Origin of the sequence: Nocardioides sp., assembly GCF_964229035.1 — a bacterium.
In the GTDB taxonomy this organism is placed as follows: domain Bacteria; phylum Actinomycetota; class Actinomycetes; order Propionibacteriales; family Nocardioidaceae; genus Nocardioides.
Genome location: NZ_CAXRAZ010000041.1, coordinates 1 through 13,466, shown reverse-complemented (window position 1 = coordinate 13,466; position 13,466 = coordinate 1). Strand labels below are relative to the sequence as shown.

At 71.4% G+C, this 13,466-nt stretch carries 12 protein-coding genes and 1 riboswitch; of the genes, 4 read left to right on the top strand and 8 right to left on the bottom strand.

What is annotated here, in order from left to right; all coding sequences use genetic code 11:
* Positions 1 to 47: 47 nt before the first annotated feature.
* Together ACERUN_RS13305 and metH are read right to left on the bottom strand one after the other, a co-directional pair.
* A complete protein-coding gene (locus tag ACERUN_RS13305; RefSeq protein WP_370290484.1) occupies positions 48 to 701 on the bottom strand; it encodes an HAD family hydrolase in 654 nt (217 codons plus the stop codon).
* On the bottom strand, positions 701 to 4,477 hold the full coding sequence (gene metH, locus ACERUN_RS13300) for a methionine synthase (RefSeq protein ID WP_370290483.1): 3,777 nt from the start codon (positions 4,475 to 4,477) through the stop codon (positions 701 to 703). The genes ACERUN_RS13305 and metH overlap by 1 nt, the downstream gene beginning before the upstream one ends.
* 15 nt (positions 4,478 to 4,492) lie before the next feature.
* A riboswitch (S-adenosyl-L-homocysteine riboswitch) is annotated at positions 4,493 to 4,570 on the bottom strand.
* Positions 4,571 to 4,611: 41 nt separating this feature from the next.
* On the opposite strand from metH, the gene ACERUN_RS13295 reads away from it, so the two are divergent.
* Positions 4,612 to 5,457 (top strand): PAC2 family protein, encoded by an 846-nt coding sequence (locus ACERUN_RS13295; protein WP_370290486.1) that lies wholly within the window; start codon positions 4,612 to 4,614, stop codon positions 5,455 to 5,457.
* A 29-nt stretch (positions 5,458 to 5,486) separates the two neighbouring features.
* Here ACERUN_RS13295 and mshC read toward each other — a convergent pair whose 3' ends face one another.
* From mshC to ACERUN_RS13275, 4 genes are read right to left on the bottom strand one after another with little or no spacing between them, the layout of a single operon-like run.
* A complete protein-coding gene (mshC, locus tag ACERUN_RS13290) occupies positions 5,487 to 6,728 on the bottom strand; it encodes a cysteine--1-D-myo-inosityl 2-amino-2-deoxy-alpha-D-glucopyranoside ligase (RefSeq protein ID WP_370290482.1) in 1,242 nt (413 codons plus the stop codon).
* A 24-nt stretch (positions 6,729 to 6,752) separates the two neighbouring features.
* Positions 6,753 to 7,496, bottom strand: coding sequence for an SCO1664 family protein (locus ACERUN_RS13285; RefSeq protein WP_370290481.1), 744 nt, complete (start codon positions 7,494 to 7,496; stop codon positions 6,753 to 6,755).
* A gap of 19 nt (positions 7,497 to 7,515) precedes the next feature.
* On the bottom strand, positions 7,516 to 8,070 hold the full coding sequence (locus ACERUN_RS13280; protein WP_370290480.1) for a DUF3090 domain-containing protein: 555 nt from the start codon (positions 8,068 to 8,070) through the stop codon (positions 7,516 to 7,518).
* A gap of 35 nt (positions 8,071 to 8,105) precedes the next feature.
* A complete protein-coding gene (locus tag ACERUN_RS13275; protein ID WP_370290479.1) occupies positions 8,106 to 8,849 on the bottom strand; it encodes a histidine phosphatase family protein in 744 nt (247 codons plus the stop codon).
* A gap of 50 nt (positions 8,850 to 8,899) precedes the next feature.
* Between ACERUN_RS13275 and corA the strand changes: the two genes are divergently transcribed.
* Positions 8,900 to 9,883 carry a magnesium/cobalt transporter CorA gene (gene corA / locus ACERUN_RS13270; RefSeq protein WP_370290478.1) on the top strand — a complete coding sequence of 328 codons (984 nt, stop codon included), beginning with the start codon at positions 8,900 to 8,902 and terminating at the stop codon, positions 9,881 to 9,883.
* A 12-nt stretch (positions 9,884 to 9,895) separates the two neighbouring features.
* On the opposite strand, the gene ACERUN_RS13265 is transcribed toward corA, so the two are convergent.
* Positions 9,896 to 10,735 carry an undecaprenyl-diphosphate phosphatase gene (locus ACERUN_RS13265; protein WP_370290485.1) on the bottom strand — a complete coding sequence of 280 codons (840 nt, stop codon included), beginning with the start codon at positions 10,733 to 10,735 and terminating at the stop codon, positions 9,896 to 9,898.
* 126 nt (positions 10,736 to 10,861) lie between these two features.
* Between ACERUN_RS13265 and ACERUN_RS13260 the strand changes: the two genes are divergently transcribed.
* Both ACERUN_RS13260 and ACERUN_RS13255 read left to right on the top strand, forming a co-directional pair.
* Complete coding sequence (locus tag ACERUN_RS13260; protein ID WP_370290477.1) at positions 10,862 to 11,815, top strand: aldo/keto reductase; 954 nt, start codon at positions 10,862 to 10,864, stop codon at positions 11,813 to 11,815.
* Positions 11,812 to 12,060, top strand: coding sequence for a DUF5703 family protein (locus ACERUN_RS13255; RefSeq protein WP_370290476.1), 249 nt, complete (start codon positions 11,812 to 11,814; stop codon positions 12,058 to 12,060). The genes ACERUN_RS13260 and ACERUN_RS13255 overlap by 4 nt, the downstream gene beginning before the upstream one ends.
* A gap of 12 nt (positions 12,061 to 12,072) precedes the next feature.
* Here the strand turns inward: ACERUN_RS13255 and ACERUN_RS13250 are convergent, their stop codons facing one another.
* Positions 12,073 to 13,407, bottom strand: a complete 1,335-nt coding sequence (locus tag ACERUN_RS13250; protein WP_370290475.1) for a M20/M25/M40 family metallo-hydrolase — start codon at positions 13,405 to 13,407, stop codon at positions 12,073 to 12,075.
* Positions 13,408 to 13,466: the final 59 nt, after the last annotated feature.

Below are 13,466 nucleotides of genomic sequence, written 5' to 3'. Positions count from 1 at the left end.
CAGCGCCGCGCCCCACCCCCAGCCGGTGGGGCGCGGCGCGTGGTCTGTCAGAGCTGCGCCAGCTCCTCGACGCCGAGACCCTCGAGGCTCTCGCGGAAGGACCGCGTGGGCGCCGCAGGCACCGGCACGTGGTTCGGCACGACGAGCAGGCGGCACCCGGCCGCCTCTGCAGAGCGCGCCCCCGTGGGCGAGTCCTCGATTGCCACGCAGTCGGTCGGATCCAGGCCGAGGGCCGCTGCAGCGGTCAGGTAGGCCTCCGGGTGGGGTTTGCCCTCGGTGACCATGTCGCCGGTGACCACCACGCGGAAGGTGTCGGCGGGCAGCTGCTCGAGGATGGGCTCCACGAACCGCTGGTACGACATGGTCACCAGCGCGCACGGCACGTCGGCCTCGCGCAGGGCCACCAGCAGCTCGCGCGCGCCAGGTCGCCACGGGATCTCGCGTCGCACGGCCTCCACGACGCCGTCCAGCAGCATCTCGACGATCTCGGCGGGCGACTCCTCCATGCCCACCTTCGCCTTGATGGCCGCTCCGGAGACGAGGAGGTCGTTGCCGACGAGCTCCATCGCATCCTCAGGGGTCCACGCGTAGCCGCGTGCCGCCGCGATCTCGGTCTCCACCGCGATCCAGTACGGCTCGGTGTCGACCAGCGTGCCGTCCATGTCCCACAGGACGGCGGCGGGCGCGCCGAGACGCCCCATCAGTCGTCCGGGTCGTAGCCGAGGCTGGGCGAGAGCCACTTCTCGGCGATGTCGAGGCCCCAACCCTTGCGCTCGGCGTAGTCGGCCACCTGGTCGCGACCGAGTCGACCGACCACGAAGTACTGGGCCTCGGGGTGGCTGAAGTACAGGCCCGACACCGAGGCACCGGGCCACATCGCCATCGACTCGGTGAGCTCGATGCCGACGTTGGCGGGCACGTCGAGGAGGTCCCAGATGGTGAGCTTCTCGGTGTGGTCCGGGCACGCCGGGTAGCCGGGCGCGGGACGGATGCCGGTGTACTTCTCGGCGATGAGGTCCTCGTTGGTGAGCTGCTCCTCCGGCACGTGGGCCCAGAACTCGGTGCGCACGCGCTGGTGCAGCCGCTCGGCGAAGGCCTCGGCCAGACGGTCGGCGAGCGCCTCGAGCAGGATCCCGGAGTAGTCGTCGAGCTCCTTGCGGTAGGCCTCGAGGCGCTCGGTGACGCCGTGACCCGCCGTCACCGCGAACGCACCCACCCAGTCGCGCTCGCCGGCTTCGGTGCCGAGCGGGGCGACGTAGTCGGCGAGCGAACGGTTGGGCACGCCTTCGCGGTGCTGCCCCTGCTGGCGCAGCTGGTGCAGCTTCGTGCGCACCTCGGTGCGGGTCTCGTCGGTGTAGACCACGAGGTCCTCGCCGGTGCTCGCGGCCGGGAACAGGCCGTAGACGCCGCGGGCGCGCAGCCAACCCTCCTCGACCAGTCGGTCGAGCATCACCTGGGCGTCCTCGTAGAGCTTGCGAGCGGCCTCGCCCTGGGTGGGGCTGTTGAGGATGTCGGGGAAGCGCCCCTTCATCTCCCAGGTGTTGAAGAACGGCTGCCAGTCGATGTACTCGCGCAGCTCGCTGAGGTCGTAGTCGTCGAGCACGTGGACGCCGGGGGTGCGCGGCTGGGGCGGGGTGTAGCCGCTCCAGTCGATCGGCGAACGGTTCGCGGTGGCCTGCTCGAGGCTCAGCGACGGCCGCTCCGACTTCTGCGAGTGGCGAGCGCGCAGGCTGTCGTAGTCGGCCTGGGTGGCGGCCATCAGCGTGTCGCGCTGCTTGTCGTCGAGCAGCGCGGCGGCCGTGGGCACCGACCGCGAGGCGTCCTTGACCCAGACGACGGGGCCGTCGTACTTGGGGTCGACCTTCACCGCGGTGTGGGCACGCGAGGTGGTGGCTCCGCCGATGAGCAGCGGGATCTTCAGGCCGAGACGCTGCATCTCGGTGGCGAAACCGACCATCTCGTCGAGGCTCGGCGTGATGAGACCCGAGAGGCCGATGATGTCGGCGTTGACCTCGCGCGCCTTGTCGAGGATCTTCTGCGCGGGCACCATCACGCCCATGTCGATGACCTCGTAGTTGTTGCACGAGAGCACGACGCCGACGATGTTTTTGCCGATGTCGTGGACGTCGCCCTTCACCGTGGCCAGCACGATCGTGCCGTTCGTGTCGCTGGTCTTCGCCAGCTCGGGGTTCGCCGCCTTCTCCTCCTCGATGTAGGGGATCAGGTAGGCGACGGCCTTCTTCATCACACGGGCCGACTTCACGACCTGCGGGAGGAACATCTTGCCGGCGCCGAAGAGGTCGCCGACGACGTTCATTCCGTCCATCAGCGGGCCCTCGATGACCTCGATCGGACGGCCGCCGCGCGCCGCGATCTCGGCGCGCAGCTCCTCGGTGTCGGCCTCGACGTGGGCGTCGAGACCCTTCACGAGGGCGTGGGTGATGCGCTCGCCGACCGGCAGCGAGCGCCACTCCTCGGCGGCGGCCTCGGCCTTCTCACCGGAGCCGCGGTGCTGCTCGGCGAGCTCGAGCAGTCGCTCGGTGGCGGCGATCGAGTCGTCGGTGCGGTTGAGGACGACGTCCTCGATGGCCTCGCGCAGCTCGGGGTCGATGGTGTCGTAGGGCACCAGGGCGCCGGCGTTGACGATGCCCATGTCGAGACCCGCCTTGATGGCGTGGAACAGGAAGACGGCGTGGATCGCCTCGCGCACGGGGTTGTTGCCGCGGAAGCTGAACGAGACGTTGGAGATGCCGCCCGACACCTTCGCGCCGGGGAGGTTCTGCTTGATCCAGCGGGTGCCCTCGATGAAGTCGACGCCGTAGTTGGCGTGCTCCTCGATGCCCGTGCCGACCGCGAAGACGTTGGGGTCGAAGATGATGTCCTCGGCCGGGAAGCCCACCTGGTCGACCAGCACGCGGTAGGCGCGCTCGCAGATGGCCTTGCGGCGCTCGAGCGTGTCGGCCTGGCCGTCCTCGTCGAAGGCCATCACCACGGCCGCGGCGCCGTACTTCTTGCACAGCGTCGCCTGCTCGATGAACTTCTCCTCGCCCTCCTTGAGCGAGATCGAGTTGACGATCGGCTTGCCCTGCACGTTCTTCAGGCCGGCCTCGATGACCTCCCACTTGGAGGAGTCGATCATCACCGGGACGCGGCTGATGTCGGGCTCGCTGGCGACCAGCTTCAAGAAGCGGTCCATCGCGGCGACGCCGTCGATCATGCCCTCGTCCATGTTGACGTCGATGACCTGCGCGCCGGCCTCGACCTGCTGGGCTGCGACCGACAGGGCGGTGTCGTAGTCGCCGTCCTTGATCAGGTTGCGGAACTTCGCCGAGCCGGTGATGTTCGTGCGCTCGCCGACGTTGACGAAGAGGGTGTCGTCGGTGATCGCGAACGGCTCGAGGCCCGACAGCCGCATGGCGGGCTGCGGCTCGACCGGACGGCGGACCGCACGACCCTCCATCACGCGGGCGATCTCGGCGATGTGCGCGGGCGTGGTGCCGCAGCAGCCGCCGACGATGTTGAGGAAGCCGGCGTCAGCGAACTCGGTGAGCACCTTGGCGGTGTCAGCGGGCGCCTCGTCGTACTCGCCGAAGGCGTTCGGGAGACCGGCGTTCGGGTAGGCCGAGACGAAGCAGTCGGCCAGACGCGACAGTTCGGCCACGTAGGGGCGCATGTCGGCGGCGCCGAGGGCGCAGTTGAGACCGATGGCCAGGGGCTGGGCGTGGCGCACGGAGTCCCAGAAGGCCTCGGTGACCTGGCCCGACAGGGTGCGCCCGGACGCATCGGTGATAGTGCCGGAGATGACCACCGGCCAGCGACGGCCGGCCTCCTCGAACAGCGACTGCACGGCGAAGATCGCCGCCTTGGCGTTGAGGGTGTCGAAGATCGTCTCGATGAAGATGAGGTCGGAGCCGCCGTCCACAAGACCGCGGGCGGCCTCGAGGTAGGCCGCCACCAGGTCGTCGAAGCTCACGTTGCGCGCGGCCGGGTCGTTCACGTCGGGGCTGATGGACGCCGTGCGCGTGGTGGGCCCGAGCGCGCCGGCGACGTAGCGCGGGCGACCGGTGGCTGCGGCGACCTCGTCGGCCACGCGGCGCGCGAGCTGGGCCGAGACGACGTTGAGCTCGTAGGCCAGCTCCTCCATGCCGTAGTCGGCGAGGGAGATCGTGTTGGAGCTGAAGGTGTTGGTCTCGACGATGTCGGCGCCGGCCTCGAGGTACTCGCGGTGGATGCCGGCGATGATCTCGGGCTGGGTGATCGAGAGCAGGTCGTTGTTGCCGATCAGGTCGCCCGGCCATTCCTCGCGGCTGGCGAAGCGCTCGCCGCGGTAGCCGGCCTCGTCGGGACGGTCGCGCTGGATCGCGGTGCCCATGGCGCCGTCGAGGATCACGATGCGCTCGGCGAGAAGCGCCGAGAGCTCCTCGGTGACGTCGGGCCGCCAGGCGGCGGTGTCGCGGCCCTGGTGCTGCTGGGACATGCAGATCCTTCCCACGAGTGGAAGGCGCCCTTGTATCACTGCCGAGCGTGGCGGACCGCCGGTGGGGGATCCGTTGCAACGCCTCTCGGCTGACTCCGATCCTACTCGGATCGGGCACTAGGCTCGGGAAGGTGATGGAGATCGAGACGGTCCCGGACCTGAACCGCCCCGTGGTCATCGCGGCCTTCGAGGGGTGGAACGACGCCGCGGAGTCCGCCACCGCCGTGATCGACCACCTCATGGACCAGTGGGACGCCCGCATCGTGGCGGCGATCGACCCCGAGGAGTACTACGACTTCCAGGTCAACCGGCCCACCGTGGGCATCGACGGCAACGGTTTCCGGACGCTCACCTGGCCCAGCACCCACATCGCGGTGGCCTCGCCCCCCGAGCTCGGCCGTGACGTCGTCTTCATCCGCGGGATCGAGCCGAACATGCGGTGGCGCCAGTTCACCGCCGAGCTGCTCGCGGCCATCGACGACCTGGGCGGCGAGCTCCTGGTGACCCTCGGCGCGCTGCTCTCCGACAGCCCGCACACCCGACCGATCCCGGTGTCCGGCACGGCCACCGAACCCGAGCTGCTCGACCGCCTCGATCTCGAGCAGTCGACCTATGAAGGCCCCACCGGCATCGTCGGGGTCCTCCAGGACGCCGCCGTGCGCGTCGACCTCGCCGCAGTGTCGTACTGGGCGGCGGTGCCGCACTACGTGGCTCAGCCGCCCTGCCCGAAGGCCACCCTCGCGCTCCTCGGCCGCCTCGAGGACCTCCTCGAGGCACCGCTCCCCCTCGGCGACCTCCCCGACGAGGCGCGCGCCTGGGAGCGCGGGGTCGACGAACTGGCGGAGGAGGACGAGGACGTCGCCGAGTACGTGCGCTCGCTGGAGGAGTCGCGCGACACCGCCGACCTGCCCGAGGCGTCCGGCGAGGCGATCGCCCGGGAGTTCGAGCGCTACCTCAAGCGGCGCGACGACGGCGACTGAGCGGACGGCTCAGCGGTCGGTCGCGGCGCTCAGACCTTGATGCCGAGCGCCGCGTCGAGCACGGGCAGCAGCGTGGCGGCCGCGTGGGGGTCGGAGGTGTCGGCGAGACCCTGCGTGCCCAGGGTCGCGGCCACCCAGGCGTCGATGGCTGCCGTGGCACGAGGCGCGTCGAGGTCGTCGGCCAGCGCCGCGAGCACCTCGGTGACCACGGGCGCTGCCGGCGCGCCGGCGCCGAGGGCCAGCGCTCGGCGCCAGTCGGCGAGGGTGTCGAGCGCGGCCCAGAGCTGGTCGTCGGTCCACTCCCAGTCGCTGCGGTAGTGATGGCGCAGCAGCGAGAGTCGGATCGCCATGGGGTCGATGTCGCTGTTGCGCAGCGCCGAGACGAAGACCAGGTTGCCCAGCGACTTCGACATCTTCTGGCCGTCGTAGCCGACCATGCCCGCGTGGGCGTAGGCGCGGGCGAAGGGCTCACCGGTGTCGACCTGCACGTGGCCCGCGCACATCTCGTGGTGGGGGAAGATCAGGTCGCTGCCGCCGGCCTGCACGTCGAAGGTCGTGCCGAGGTGCGTGAGGGCGATGGCCGCGCACTCGATGTGCCAGCCCGGCCGGCCGGGGCCGAACGGGCTGGGCCACGACGGCTCGCCCTCCCGCTCGCCGCGCCACACGACGCAGTCGAGCGGGTCCTTCTTGCCGGGGCGGTCGGGATCGCCGCCGCGCTCGCCGAAGAGGCGCAGCATGGTGTTGCGGTCGTAGTTCGACTCGCGTCCGAAGGCCGGGTCGGCGCTGACGGAGAAGTAGACGTCGGACTCGACCGTGTAGAGCGCGCCCGCGGCGTCCAGGCGCTGGAGGAGCTCGATGACCAGCGGGATCGACTCGACCGCACCGACGTACTCGTCGGGCGGGAGGACCCGCAGCGCCTCCATGTCGGTGCGGAACAGCTGCGTCTCGCGCTCGGCCAGCTCGACCCAGTCGACACCCACCCGCTCGGCGCGCTCGAGGAGCGGGTCGTCGACATCGGTGACGTTCTGCACGTAGCGCACGGGGTGGCCCGCCGAGCGCCAGGCCCGGTTGAGCAGGTCGAAGGCGATGTAGGTGTTGGCGTGGCCGAGGTGGGTGGCGTCGTAGGGCGTGATCCCGCAGACGTAGAGGCCGGCCGACTCGCCGGCGGCGGGGGCGAGAGTCGTCCGATCGCCGCGCGCAGTGTCGTGCAGGACGACGGACGGGCCGGTGACCGTGAGGGCCGGGAGGTCGGGGGCCTGCCATGAGCGCATGGCGCCGATGCTAGTGGTCGCGGTCTAGAAGGGCGGCCACGGGATGGGGGGCCACTCACCGCGCGGCATCGGCAGCACCCCTGCGGCGAGTAGTCGCTCGGCGCGCCGCTCGAGTGCCGCGACCTCCTGGCCGGTGAGGTGCTCGCAGAGGGTCGCGCCGAGCTCGCCGCGGACCGCCTTGCGGATGCGCTCGACGACCGTGACCTCCTCGGTGCGCAGCGGCGAGCCGGCCCATCCCCACAGCACCGTGCGGAGCTTGGGTTCGTCGTGCAGCGCGATGCCGTGGTCGACGCCGTAGCGGTGGCCGTCGGGCATGGCGAGCACGTGGCCGCCCTTGCGGTCGGCGTTGTTGACCACGATGTCGAAGACCGCCATGCGGCGCAGCGCGTCGGTGTCCTCGTGGATGAGGACGACGGGTCGGTCGCGGTCGTCGAGGCCGTCGACCACCTCGAGCCAGCCCTTCGGGGTGGACCCGCGGCGGACGAGGTCGACAGCGCCGGCGTCGGGGTCGACGTCCTGCCACTCCTGCATCATGCCGACGCCGTGCGGCCCGTCGCCGAGCCAGGTGCGGGGCACGATGTTCCAGCCTGAGACCTCGGAGACCAGGTAGGTGGCGACCTCACGGCCCGCCAGGGTGCCGTTCGGGAAGTCCCACAGCGGCCGCTCGCCCGAGACGGGCTTGTAGACCACCTCGCGGCCGTCGAGGTCGCACAGGAACGTGGCGTTGGAGGCCGGCATGACCCGGCCCTTGATGATCAGCTCCCCCATCGCTGCGATCCGCTCCTGCTCAGGGGTCGCGTCGCTTGAACCCGTTGGCGCGCACGCACAGGTGGCCCGCGGGGTCGATCGGCTGGCCGCAGAACGGGCAGCTCGGGCGCCCCGCGCCCACGACCGCCTCCGAGCGCTGCACGAACGCGCGAGCCTGGCCGGGGGTGAGCCGCACGAGGAGCAGCTCGGCGGGATCCTCACCAGAGGCGAGCTCGGCCGGCTCCTCCCCCACCGGGAAGACCTCGATGACGACGCGCTCGTCCTCGGGGTCCCACGAGAGCGTCATGGTGCCGGCGCGGAACTCCTCCTCCACCGGCTGGCTGAGGGGGTCGTTGTCGGCCAGCTCGAACGGCGCGATCGCCGGGACGACACCGGATGCGCTGCCGTCGGCGATCACCTCGTCCAGCAGCTCGTCGACGCGCTGGGCGAGAGCGACGACCTGCTGCTTCTCCAGCGCCACGGACACCACGCGGACGCCCTCGGTGGCCTGGAGGAAGAAGGTGCGGCTGCCGGGCTCACCGACGGTTCCGGCGACGAAGCGCTCGGGCGGGTCGAATCCGTGGACGATCGGCATGGTGGCGAGCCTAGCGACGCCCGGATGGGCCGGCGTCAGGAGCCGTCCGCGCCCGGTCCGGCGCCGCCGCCGATCACGGCACCGGCGTCGGCCGCGGGCTTGCGGGAACCCCGCCCCTTGGCCTTGGCGGGCGGCGTGAGCCAGGAGAGGTCGCCGTCGTGGGTGTTGCTGCTGAGCACGTAGGGCCGGTCGGCGGCGTAGCGCACCACCGACACCGAGGCCGGGTCGACGTTGATGCGCTGGAACAGGTCGAGGTGCAGGCCGAGGGCGTCGGCGAGGAGCGCCTTGATGATGTCGCCGTGGCTCACCGCCACCCACACCGCGTTCGGCCCGTGCTCGGCGGTGATCGCGGCGTCGATGCGGCGCACGGCCGAGACGGCCCGGTGCTGCATGGTGACCATCGACTCCCCGCCGGGGAAGGTGACGGCGGAAGGCTGGGCCTGCACCGTGCGCCAGAGCGGATCCTTTGCGAGCTCCTTGATGGGACGACCCTGCCACTCGCCGTAGTCGCACTCGGCGATCGCCTTCTCCGTCTGCGGCTTCAGCAGCGGGCGACCGGCGGCCACCTGGGCGTCGAGCACGGCCTTGGAGGTCTGCTTGCAGCGCTCCTGCGGACTCGTGACGAGTGCGACGATCGGCACGCCGGCGATGCGGGCGCCCGCGCGAGCGGCCTGCTCCGTGCCGCGCTCATCGAGTCGGACGCCGGGGGTGCGCCCGGCGAGGATGCCCGAGGCGTTGGCGGTGGTGCGCCCGTGGCGGACCAGCAGCAGGGTGGCCATGGCGGCGAGCCTAGGCGACGGTGCGTGAGGCGTCGTCCTACCGTGTGGCCGTGATCGTCGACAGTGCTGTGTACCGCGACGGGGTGCGCCTCGACCTCGACTGCCACCTGCACGACTACGCGGCGCTGCGCGCGGCCACCGCCGGCGACGAGCGCGACTTCGTGTGGGTGGGTCTCTACGAGCCCAGCATGGTCGAGCTGCAGGAGATCGCAGAGGCGTTCGGGCTGCACCCCCTCGCGGTCGAGGACGCCGTGGTGGCCCACCAGCGTCCCAAGCTGGAGCAGTACGACGACAGCCTGTTCCTCGTGCTCAAGACGCTCTGGTACGTCGACGCCGACGACGCCGTGGAGACCGGCGAGATCAACCTGTTCATCGGCGAGGACTTCGTGATCACCGTGCGCCACGGCCGCGGGTCGTCGCTCAGCGACGCCCGCCACGCGCTCGAGCAACGCAAGACCGTGCTCGACCACGGCCCCTCAGCTGTGGTGTACGCCGTGTGCGACGCGGTCGTCGACAGCTACACCGCAGTGGTGGGTGAGCTCCAGACCGACGTGGACGAGGTCGAGGCCTCGGTGTTCTCCGACCGCCGCAGCAACGACGGCGATCGCATCTACGTGCTCAAGCGCGAGATGTCGGAGGTGCGGCGCGCCGTGCAGCCGCTGCGCGAGCCGATGCGGCGCATCGCCACCGGCGCGGTGACCCTCATCGACGAGGCGGCGCAGCCGTTCTTCCGCGACGTCAGCGACCACCTCGCCCAGGCCGCCGAGGAGCTCGACGCTCTCGAGGCGCTGCTCTCGACCGCCTTCGACGCCCACCTGTCACGCATCGCGGTGCAGCAGAACGACGACATGCGCAAGATCTCGGCGGGCGCCGCGCTGGTCGTCGTCCCGACGTTGATCGCCGGGATCTACGGCATGAACTTCACCCACATGCCCGAGCTCAACTGGACCTTCGGCTACCCGTTCGCGCTGCTGCTGATGGCCGGCTCGGCGGGCGGCCTGTTCTGGTTCTTCAAGCGGGTGGGCTGGTTCTAGGACGGTGGGAGCTCACGCGGTGAGGACGCCGGTGCCGAGCAGGATGAGGACCGCACCGCCGAGCACCACGCGGTAGACGACGAACGGCGTGTACGAGCGAGTGCTCACGTACTTCAGCAGCCAGGCGATGGAGGCGTAGCCGACGACGAACGACACGATCGTGGCGGTGATGGTGGGGCCCCAGCCGTAGTTGGCCTCGCCTTGGGTGGCGGTGCCGACGTTGGAGATCTCGCTCAGCTGGAAGACGCCCGCGCCGACGACGGCGGGGATGGCGAGCAGGAAGGCGAAGCGGGTGGCCGCCTCGCGCTCGTAGCCGAGGAAGCGACCCATCGAGAGGGTGGCGCCGGAGCGGGAGACGCCGGGGATCAGCGCCATCGCCTGGGCGGCACCCATCAGCACGGCGTCACGGAGCCCGAGCTGCTTGATCTGGCGCTCGTTGCGCCCGATCCTGTCGGCCACACCGAGCACGAGGCCCATGACGATCAGCATCGTCGCGATCAGCCACAGGTTGCGGAAGTCGCGCTCGATGACGTCCTTGAACAGCACGCCGAGCACGACGATCGGCAGCGAGCCGACGATGATGTACCAGCCCATGCGGGCGTCGAGCGAGCCGCGGTACTCCGGCTTCACCAGCGACAGCAGCCAGGCGCGGGCGATGCGCCAGATGTCCTTCCAGAAGAACAGCAGCACCGCGAGCTCGGTGCCGATCTGGATCACCGCGGTGAACGCCGCGCCCGGGTCGCCCCAGCCGAAGAGGTCCGGGAAGATCCGCAGGTGCGCGCTGCTCGAGATCGGCAGGAACTCGGTCAGCCCCTGGAGCACGCCCAGGAACACCGCCTGCAGGTAGTCCACCACGGGCGTGGAGTCTAGGCCCGCGAGCACCTGCGCCGCGCCGTTGCGTGCATCACGGCGCGCCCGGTCGTGGACGACGGCGCGCCCGCGCCTGCGTGCAGCAGGCCGGCCGCTACGGTGACCCCCATGCAGCAGCGGTATGTCGGTGCCAGCGGCCTGAAGGTCTCGCGGCTGGGCCTGGGAACCATGACCTGGGGCACCGACACCGACGAGCACGAGGCGCGCGACCAGCTGACCGCCTTCGTCGAGGCAGGCGGCACGCTCGTCGACACCGCCGCCGGCTACACCGACGGTCGCTCCGAGTCGCTCATCGGCAGCCTGCTCGGCACGGTCGTGCCCCGCGACGACCTGGTGCTGGCCACCAAGGCCGGCATCTCCCGTCGCGCGGGCGCTCGGGTCACCGACACCTCCCGCGGCGCGCTGCTGCGGGGTCTCGAGGGCTCGCTGAAGCGGCTCGGCGTCGACCACGTCGACCTGTGGCAGGTGCACGTGTGGTCCGACGACGCACCGCTCGACGAGACGCTGGCGGCCCTGCAGCACGCCGTCGACTCCGGCAAGGCCGCCTACGTCGGCATCTCGAACTACAACTCCTGGCAGACCGCCCGCGCGGCCACCATCCAGCAGGTGGTGCCGGGGCGCGTGCCGCTCGTCTCCACCCAGGTGGAGTACTCGCTGGTCAACCGTCGCATCGAGCGGGAGGTGCTGCCGGCCGCCGACGCCCACGGGCTCGGCGTCCTGCCGTGGTCGCCGCTGGGACGCGGCGTGCTCACCGGCAAGTACCGCACGGGCATCCCCTCGGACTCGCGCGGGGCCTCGCCGGTGTTCTCCGGATTCGTCGAGACCTACCTCGACGACCGCAGCCGTGGCATCGTGGAAGCGGTGGTGCGCGCGGCCGACGGCCTCGGGTGGACGCCGCTCGAGGTCGCCCTCACCTGGGTGAGGGACGCGCCGGGCATCACCGCCCCGATCGTGGGTGCGCGCACCGCGGCCCACCTCGCCACCGCCCTCAGGGCCGAGGAGCGGACGCTGCCGCCGGAGATCCGCGCGGCCTTGGACGACGTCTCGAGGAGTGCCACATGACCCGCTCGCCCCAAGTCCGTTCCCTGCTGCGCCCCGAGGTGCTGCGCGGCCTCGGGCGCGGTGTGGAGTGGGAGTTCGAGCGAGTCACCTTCGAGCGCGACTTCAGCCGCGGCACGGTCGCGAAGCTGCTCACCGAGCGCGCCGAGCACGGTGGCTGGGAACTCGACCGCGTGCAGATCGGCCCCGACGGCAAGCGGCGCGTCGTCCTGCGGCGCAAGATCATCCGCGCCGTGCGCACCGCCTGAGCCGGCGAGGGCTCAGCCGGCGGCCTCGTCGAGGAAGCGGTCGAGCACGCGGGTGCCGAACTGCAGGGCGTCCACCGGCACGCGCTCGTCCACGCCGTGGAAGAGAGCAGTGAAGTCGAGGTCGTCGGGCAGGCGCAGCGGCGCGAAGCCGTAGGTGCGCATGCCGAGCTTGGTGAAGTGCTTGGCGTCGGTGCCGCCGCTCATGAGGTACGGCGCCACGATCGCGTCGGGGTCCTCGGCCAGCAGGCTGCGGGTCATGGCGTCGACGAGCGCGCCCTCGTAGGGCATCTCCCAGGGCGACTGCTTGGAGTCGTAGTCGATGCTGACACCCTCGCCGCAGAGCTCGGCGAGCGTGGAGAAGAACTCGTCCTCGTAGCCGGGCAGGAAGCGCCCGTCGATGTGCGCGGTGGCCTCGGTCGGGATGACGTTGACCTTGTAGCCCGCGCCGAGCATCGTCGGGTTGGTGGTGTTGCGCAGCACCGCGCCGAGCATGCGGGCCGCTCCGCCGAACTCCTCCACCAGCGCCGGGGCGTTCTCGGGGGTGGCCTCCACGCCGGCGAGGTCGCCGACCGTGGCGAGCAGGGTGCGCATCGCCGGGGTGAGCCGCACCGGCCACTCGTGCGCGCCGATGCGGGCCACCGCGGCCGCGAGGCGCGTCACCGCGTTGTCGTCGTTGGTCATCGAGCCGTGGCCGGCGCGCCCGCGGGCGGTCAGCCGCATCCACGCCATGCCCTTCTCGGCGGCCTCGATCAGGTAGAGGCGTCGTCCGCGGACGGTGGCGGAGAAGCCCCCGACCTCCCCGACGGCCTCCGTGCAGCCGTCGAACCACTCGCGGTGGTGCAGCATCAGCTGCTCGGCGCCACGGTGCCCGCCCGCCTCCTCGTCTGCGGTGAAGCAGAGGACGACGGGCCGCTCCGGCGCCCTGCCCGCGCGCTGCCGGTCGCGGACGACGGCCAGGAGCATCGCGTCGAAGTCCTTCATGTCGACCGCGCCGCGTCCCCACACGTAGCCGTCCTGAACCTCGCCGGAGAACGGGTGCACCTGCCAGTCCTCCGCCGCCGCGGGCACGACGTCCAGGTGGCCGTGCAGCAGCAGCGCGTCGTCACGATCGGCGGTGCCGCCCCAGCGTGCCAGCACGTTGGCGCGCCCCGGTGCCGTCTCGATCACCTCGGGCTTGAGCCCGACTTCGTCGAGGAGGGCGGCGACGTGCTCGGCGGCGAGGCGCTCCCCCGGCCCCTCCTCGGCGCCGTAGTTCGAGGTGTCGATGCGGATGAGGTCGCGACAGATGTCGACGACCTCGTCGGCCGCGGTGCGGGCGGTGCCTGCGATCTCCGAGCGCTCAGCCATGGCGCCCTCGTCGCACCCCGCCGGGGGGGCGGGGTGGGCCGGGGCCCGGGGGGGCCGGG

What these genes read in the sequence shown, in the direction of transcription:
- metH (WP_370290483.1), bottom strand. Translation starts at nt 4,477, where the DNA reads ATGTCCCAGCAGCACCAGGGCCGCGACACCGCCGCCTGGCGGCCCGAC.
- ACERUN_RS13280 (WP_370290480.1), bottom strand. Translation starts at nt 8,070, where the DNA reads ATGCCGATCGTCCACGGATTCGACCCGCCCGAGCGCTTCGTCGCCGGA.
- ACERUN_RS13305 (WP_370290484.1), bottom strand. Translation starts at nt 701, where the DNA reads ATGGGGCGTCTCGGCGCGCCCGCCGCCGTCCTGTGGGACATGGACGGC.
- ACERUN_RS13260 (WP_370290477.1), top strand. Translation starts at nt 10,862, where the DNA reads ATGCAGCAGCGGTATGTCGGTGCCAGCGGCCTGAAGGTCTCGCGGCTG.
- ACERUN_RS13275 (WP_370290479.1), bottom strand. Translation starts at nt 8,849, where the DNA reads ATGGCCACCCTGCTGCTGGTCCGCCACGGGCGCACCACCGCCAACGCC.
- ACERUN_RS13285 (WP_370290481.1), bottom strand. Translation starts at nt 7,496, where the DNA reads ATGGGGGAGCTGATCATCAAGGGCCGGGTCATGCCGGCCTCCAACGCC.
- ACERUN_RS13255 (WP_370290476.1), top strand. Translation starts at nt 11,812, where the DNA reads ATGACCCGCTCGCCCCAAGTCCGTTCCCTGCTGCGCCCCGAGGTGCTG.
- ACERUN_RS13250 (WP_370290475.1), bottom strand. Translation starts at nt 13,407, where the DNA reads ATGGCTGAGCGCTCGGAGATCGCAGGCACCGCCCGCACCGCGGCCGAC.
- ACERUN_RS13295 (WP_370290486.1), top strand. Translation starts at nt 4,612, where the DNA reads ATGGAGATCGAGACGGTCCCGGACCTGAACCGCCCCGTGGTCATCGCG.
- mshC (WP_370290482.1), bottom strand. Translation starts at nt 6,728, where the DNA reads ATGCGCTCATGGCAGGCCCCCGACCTCCCGGCCCTCACGGTCACCGGC.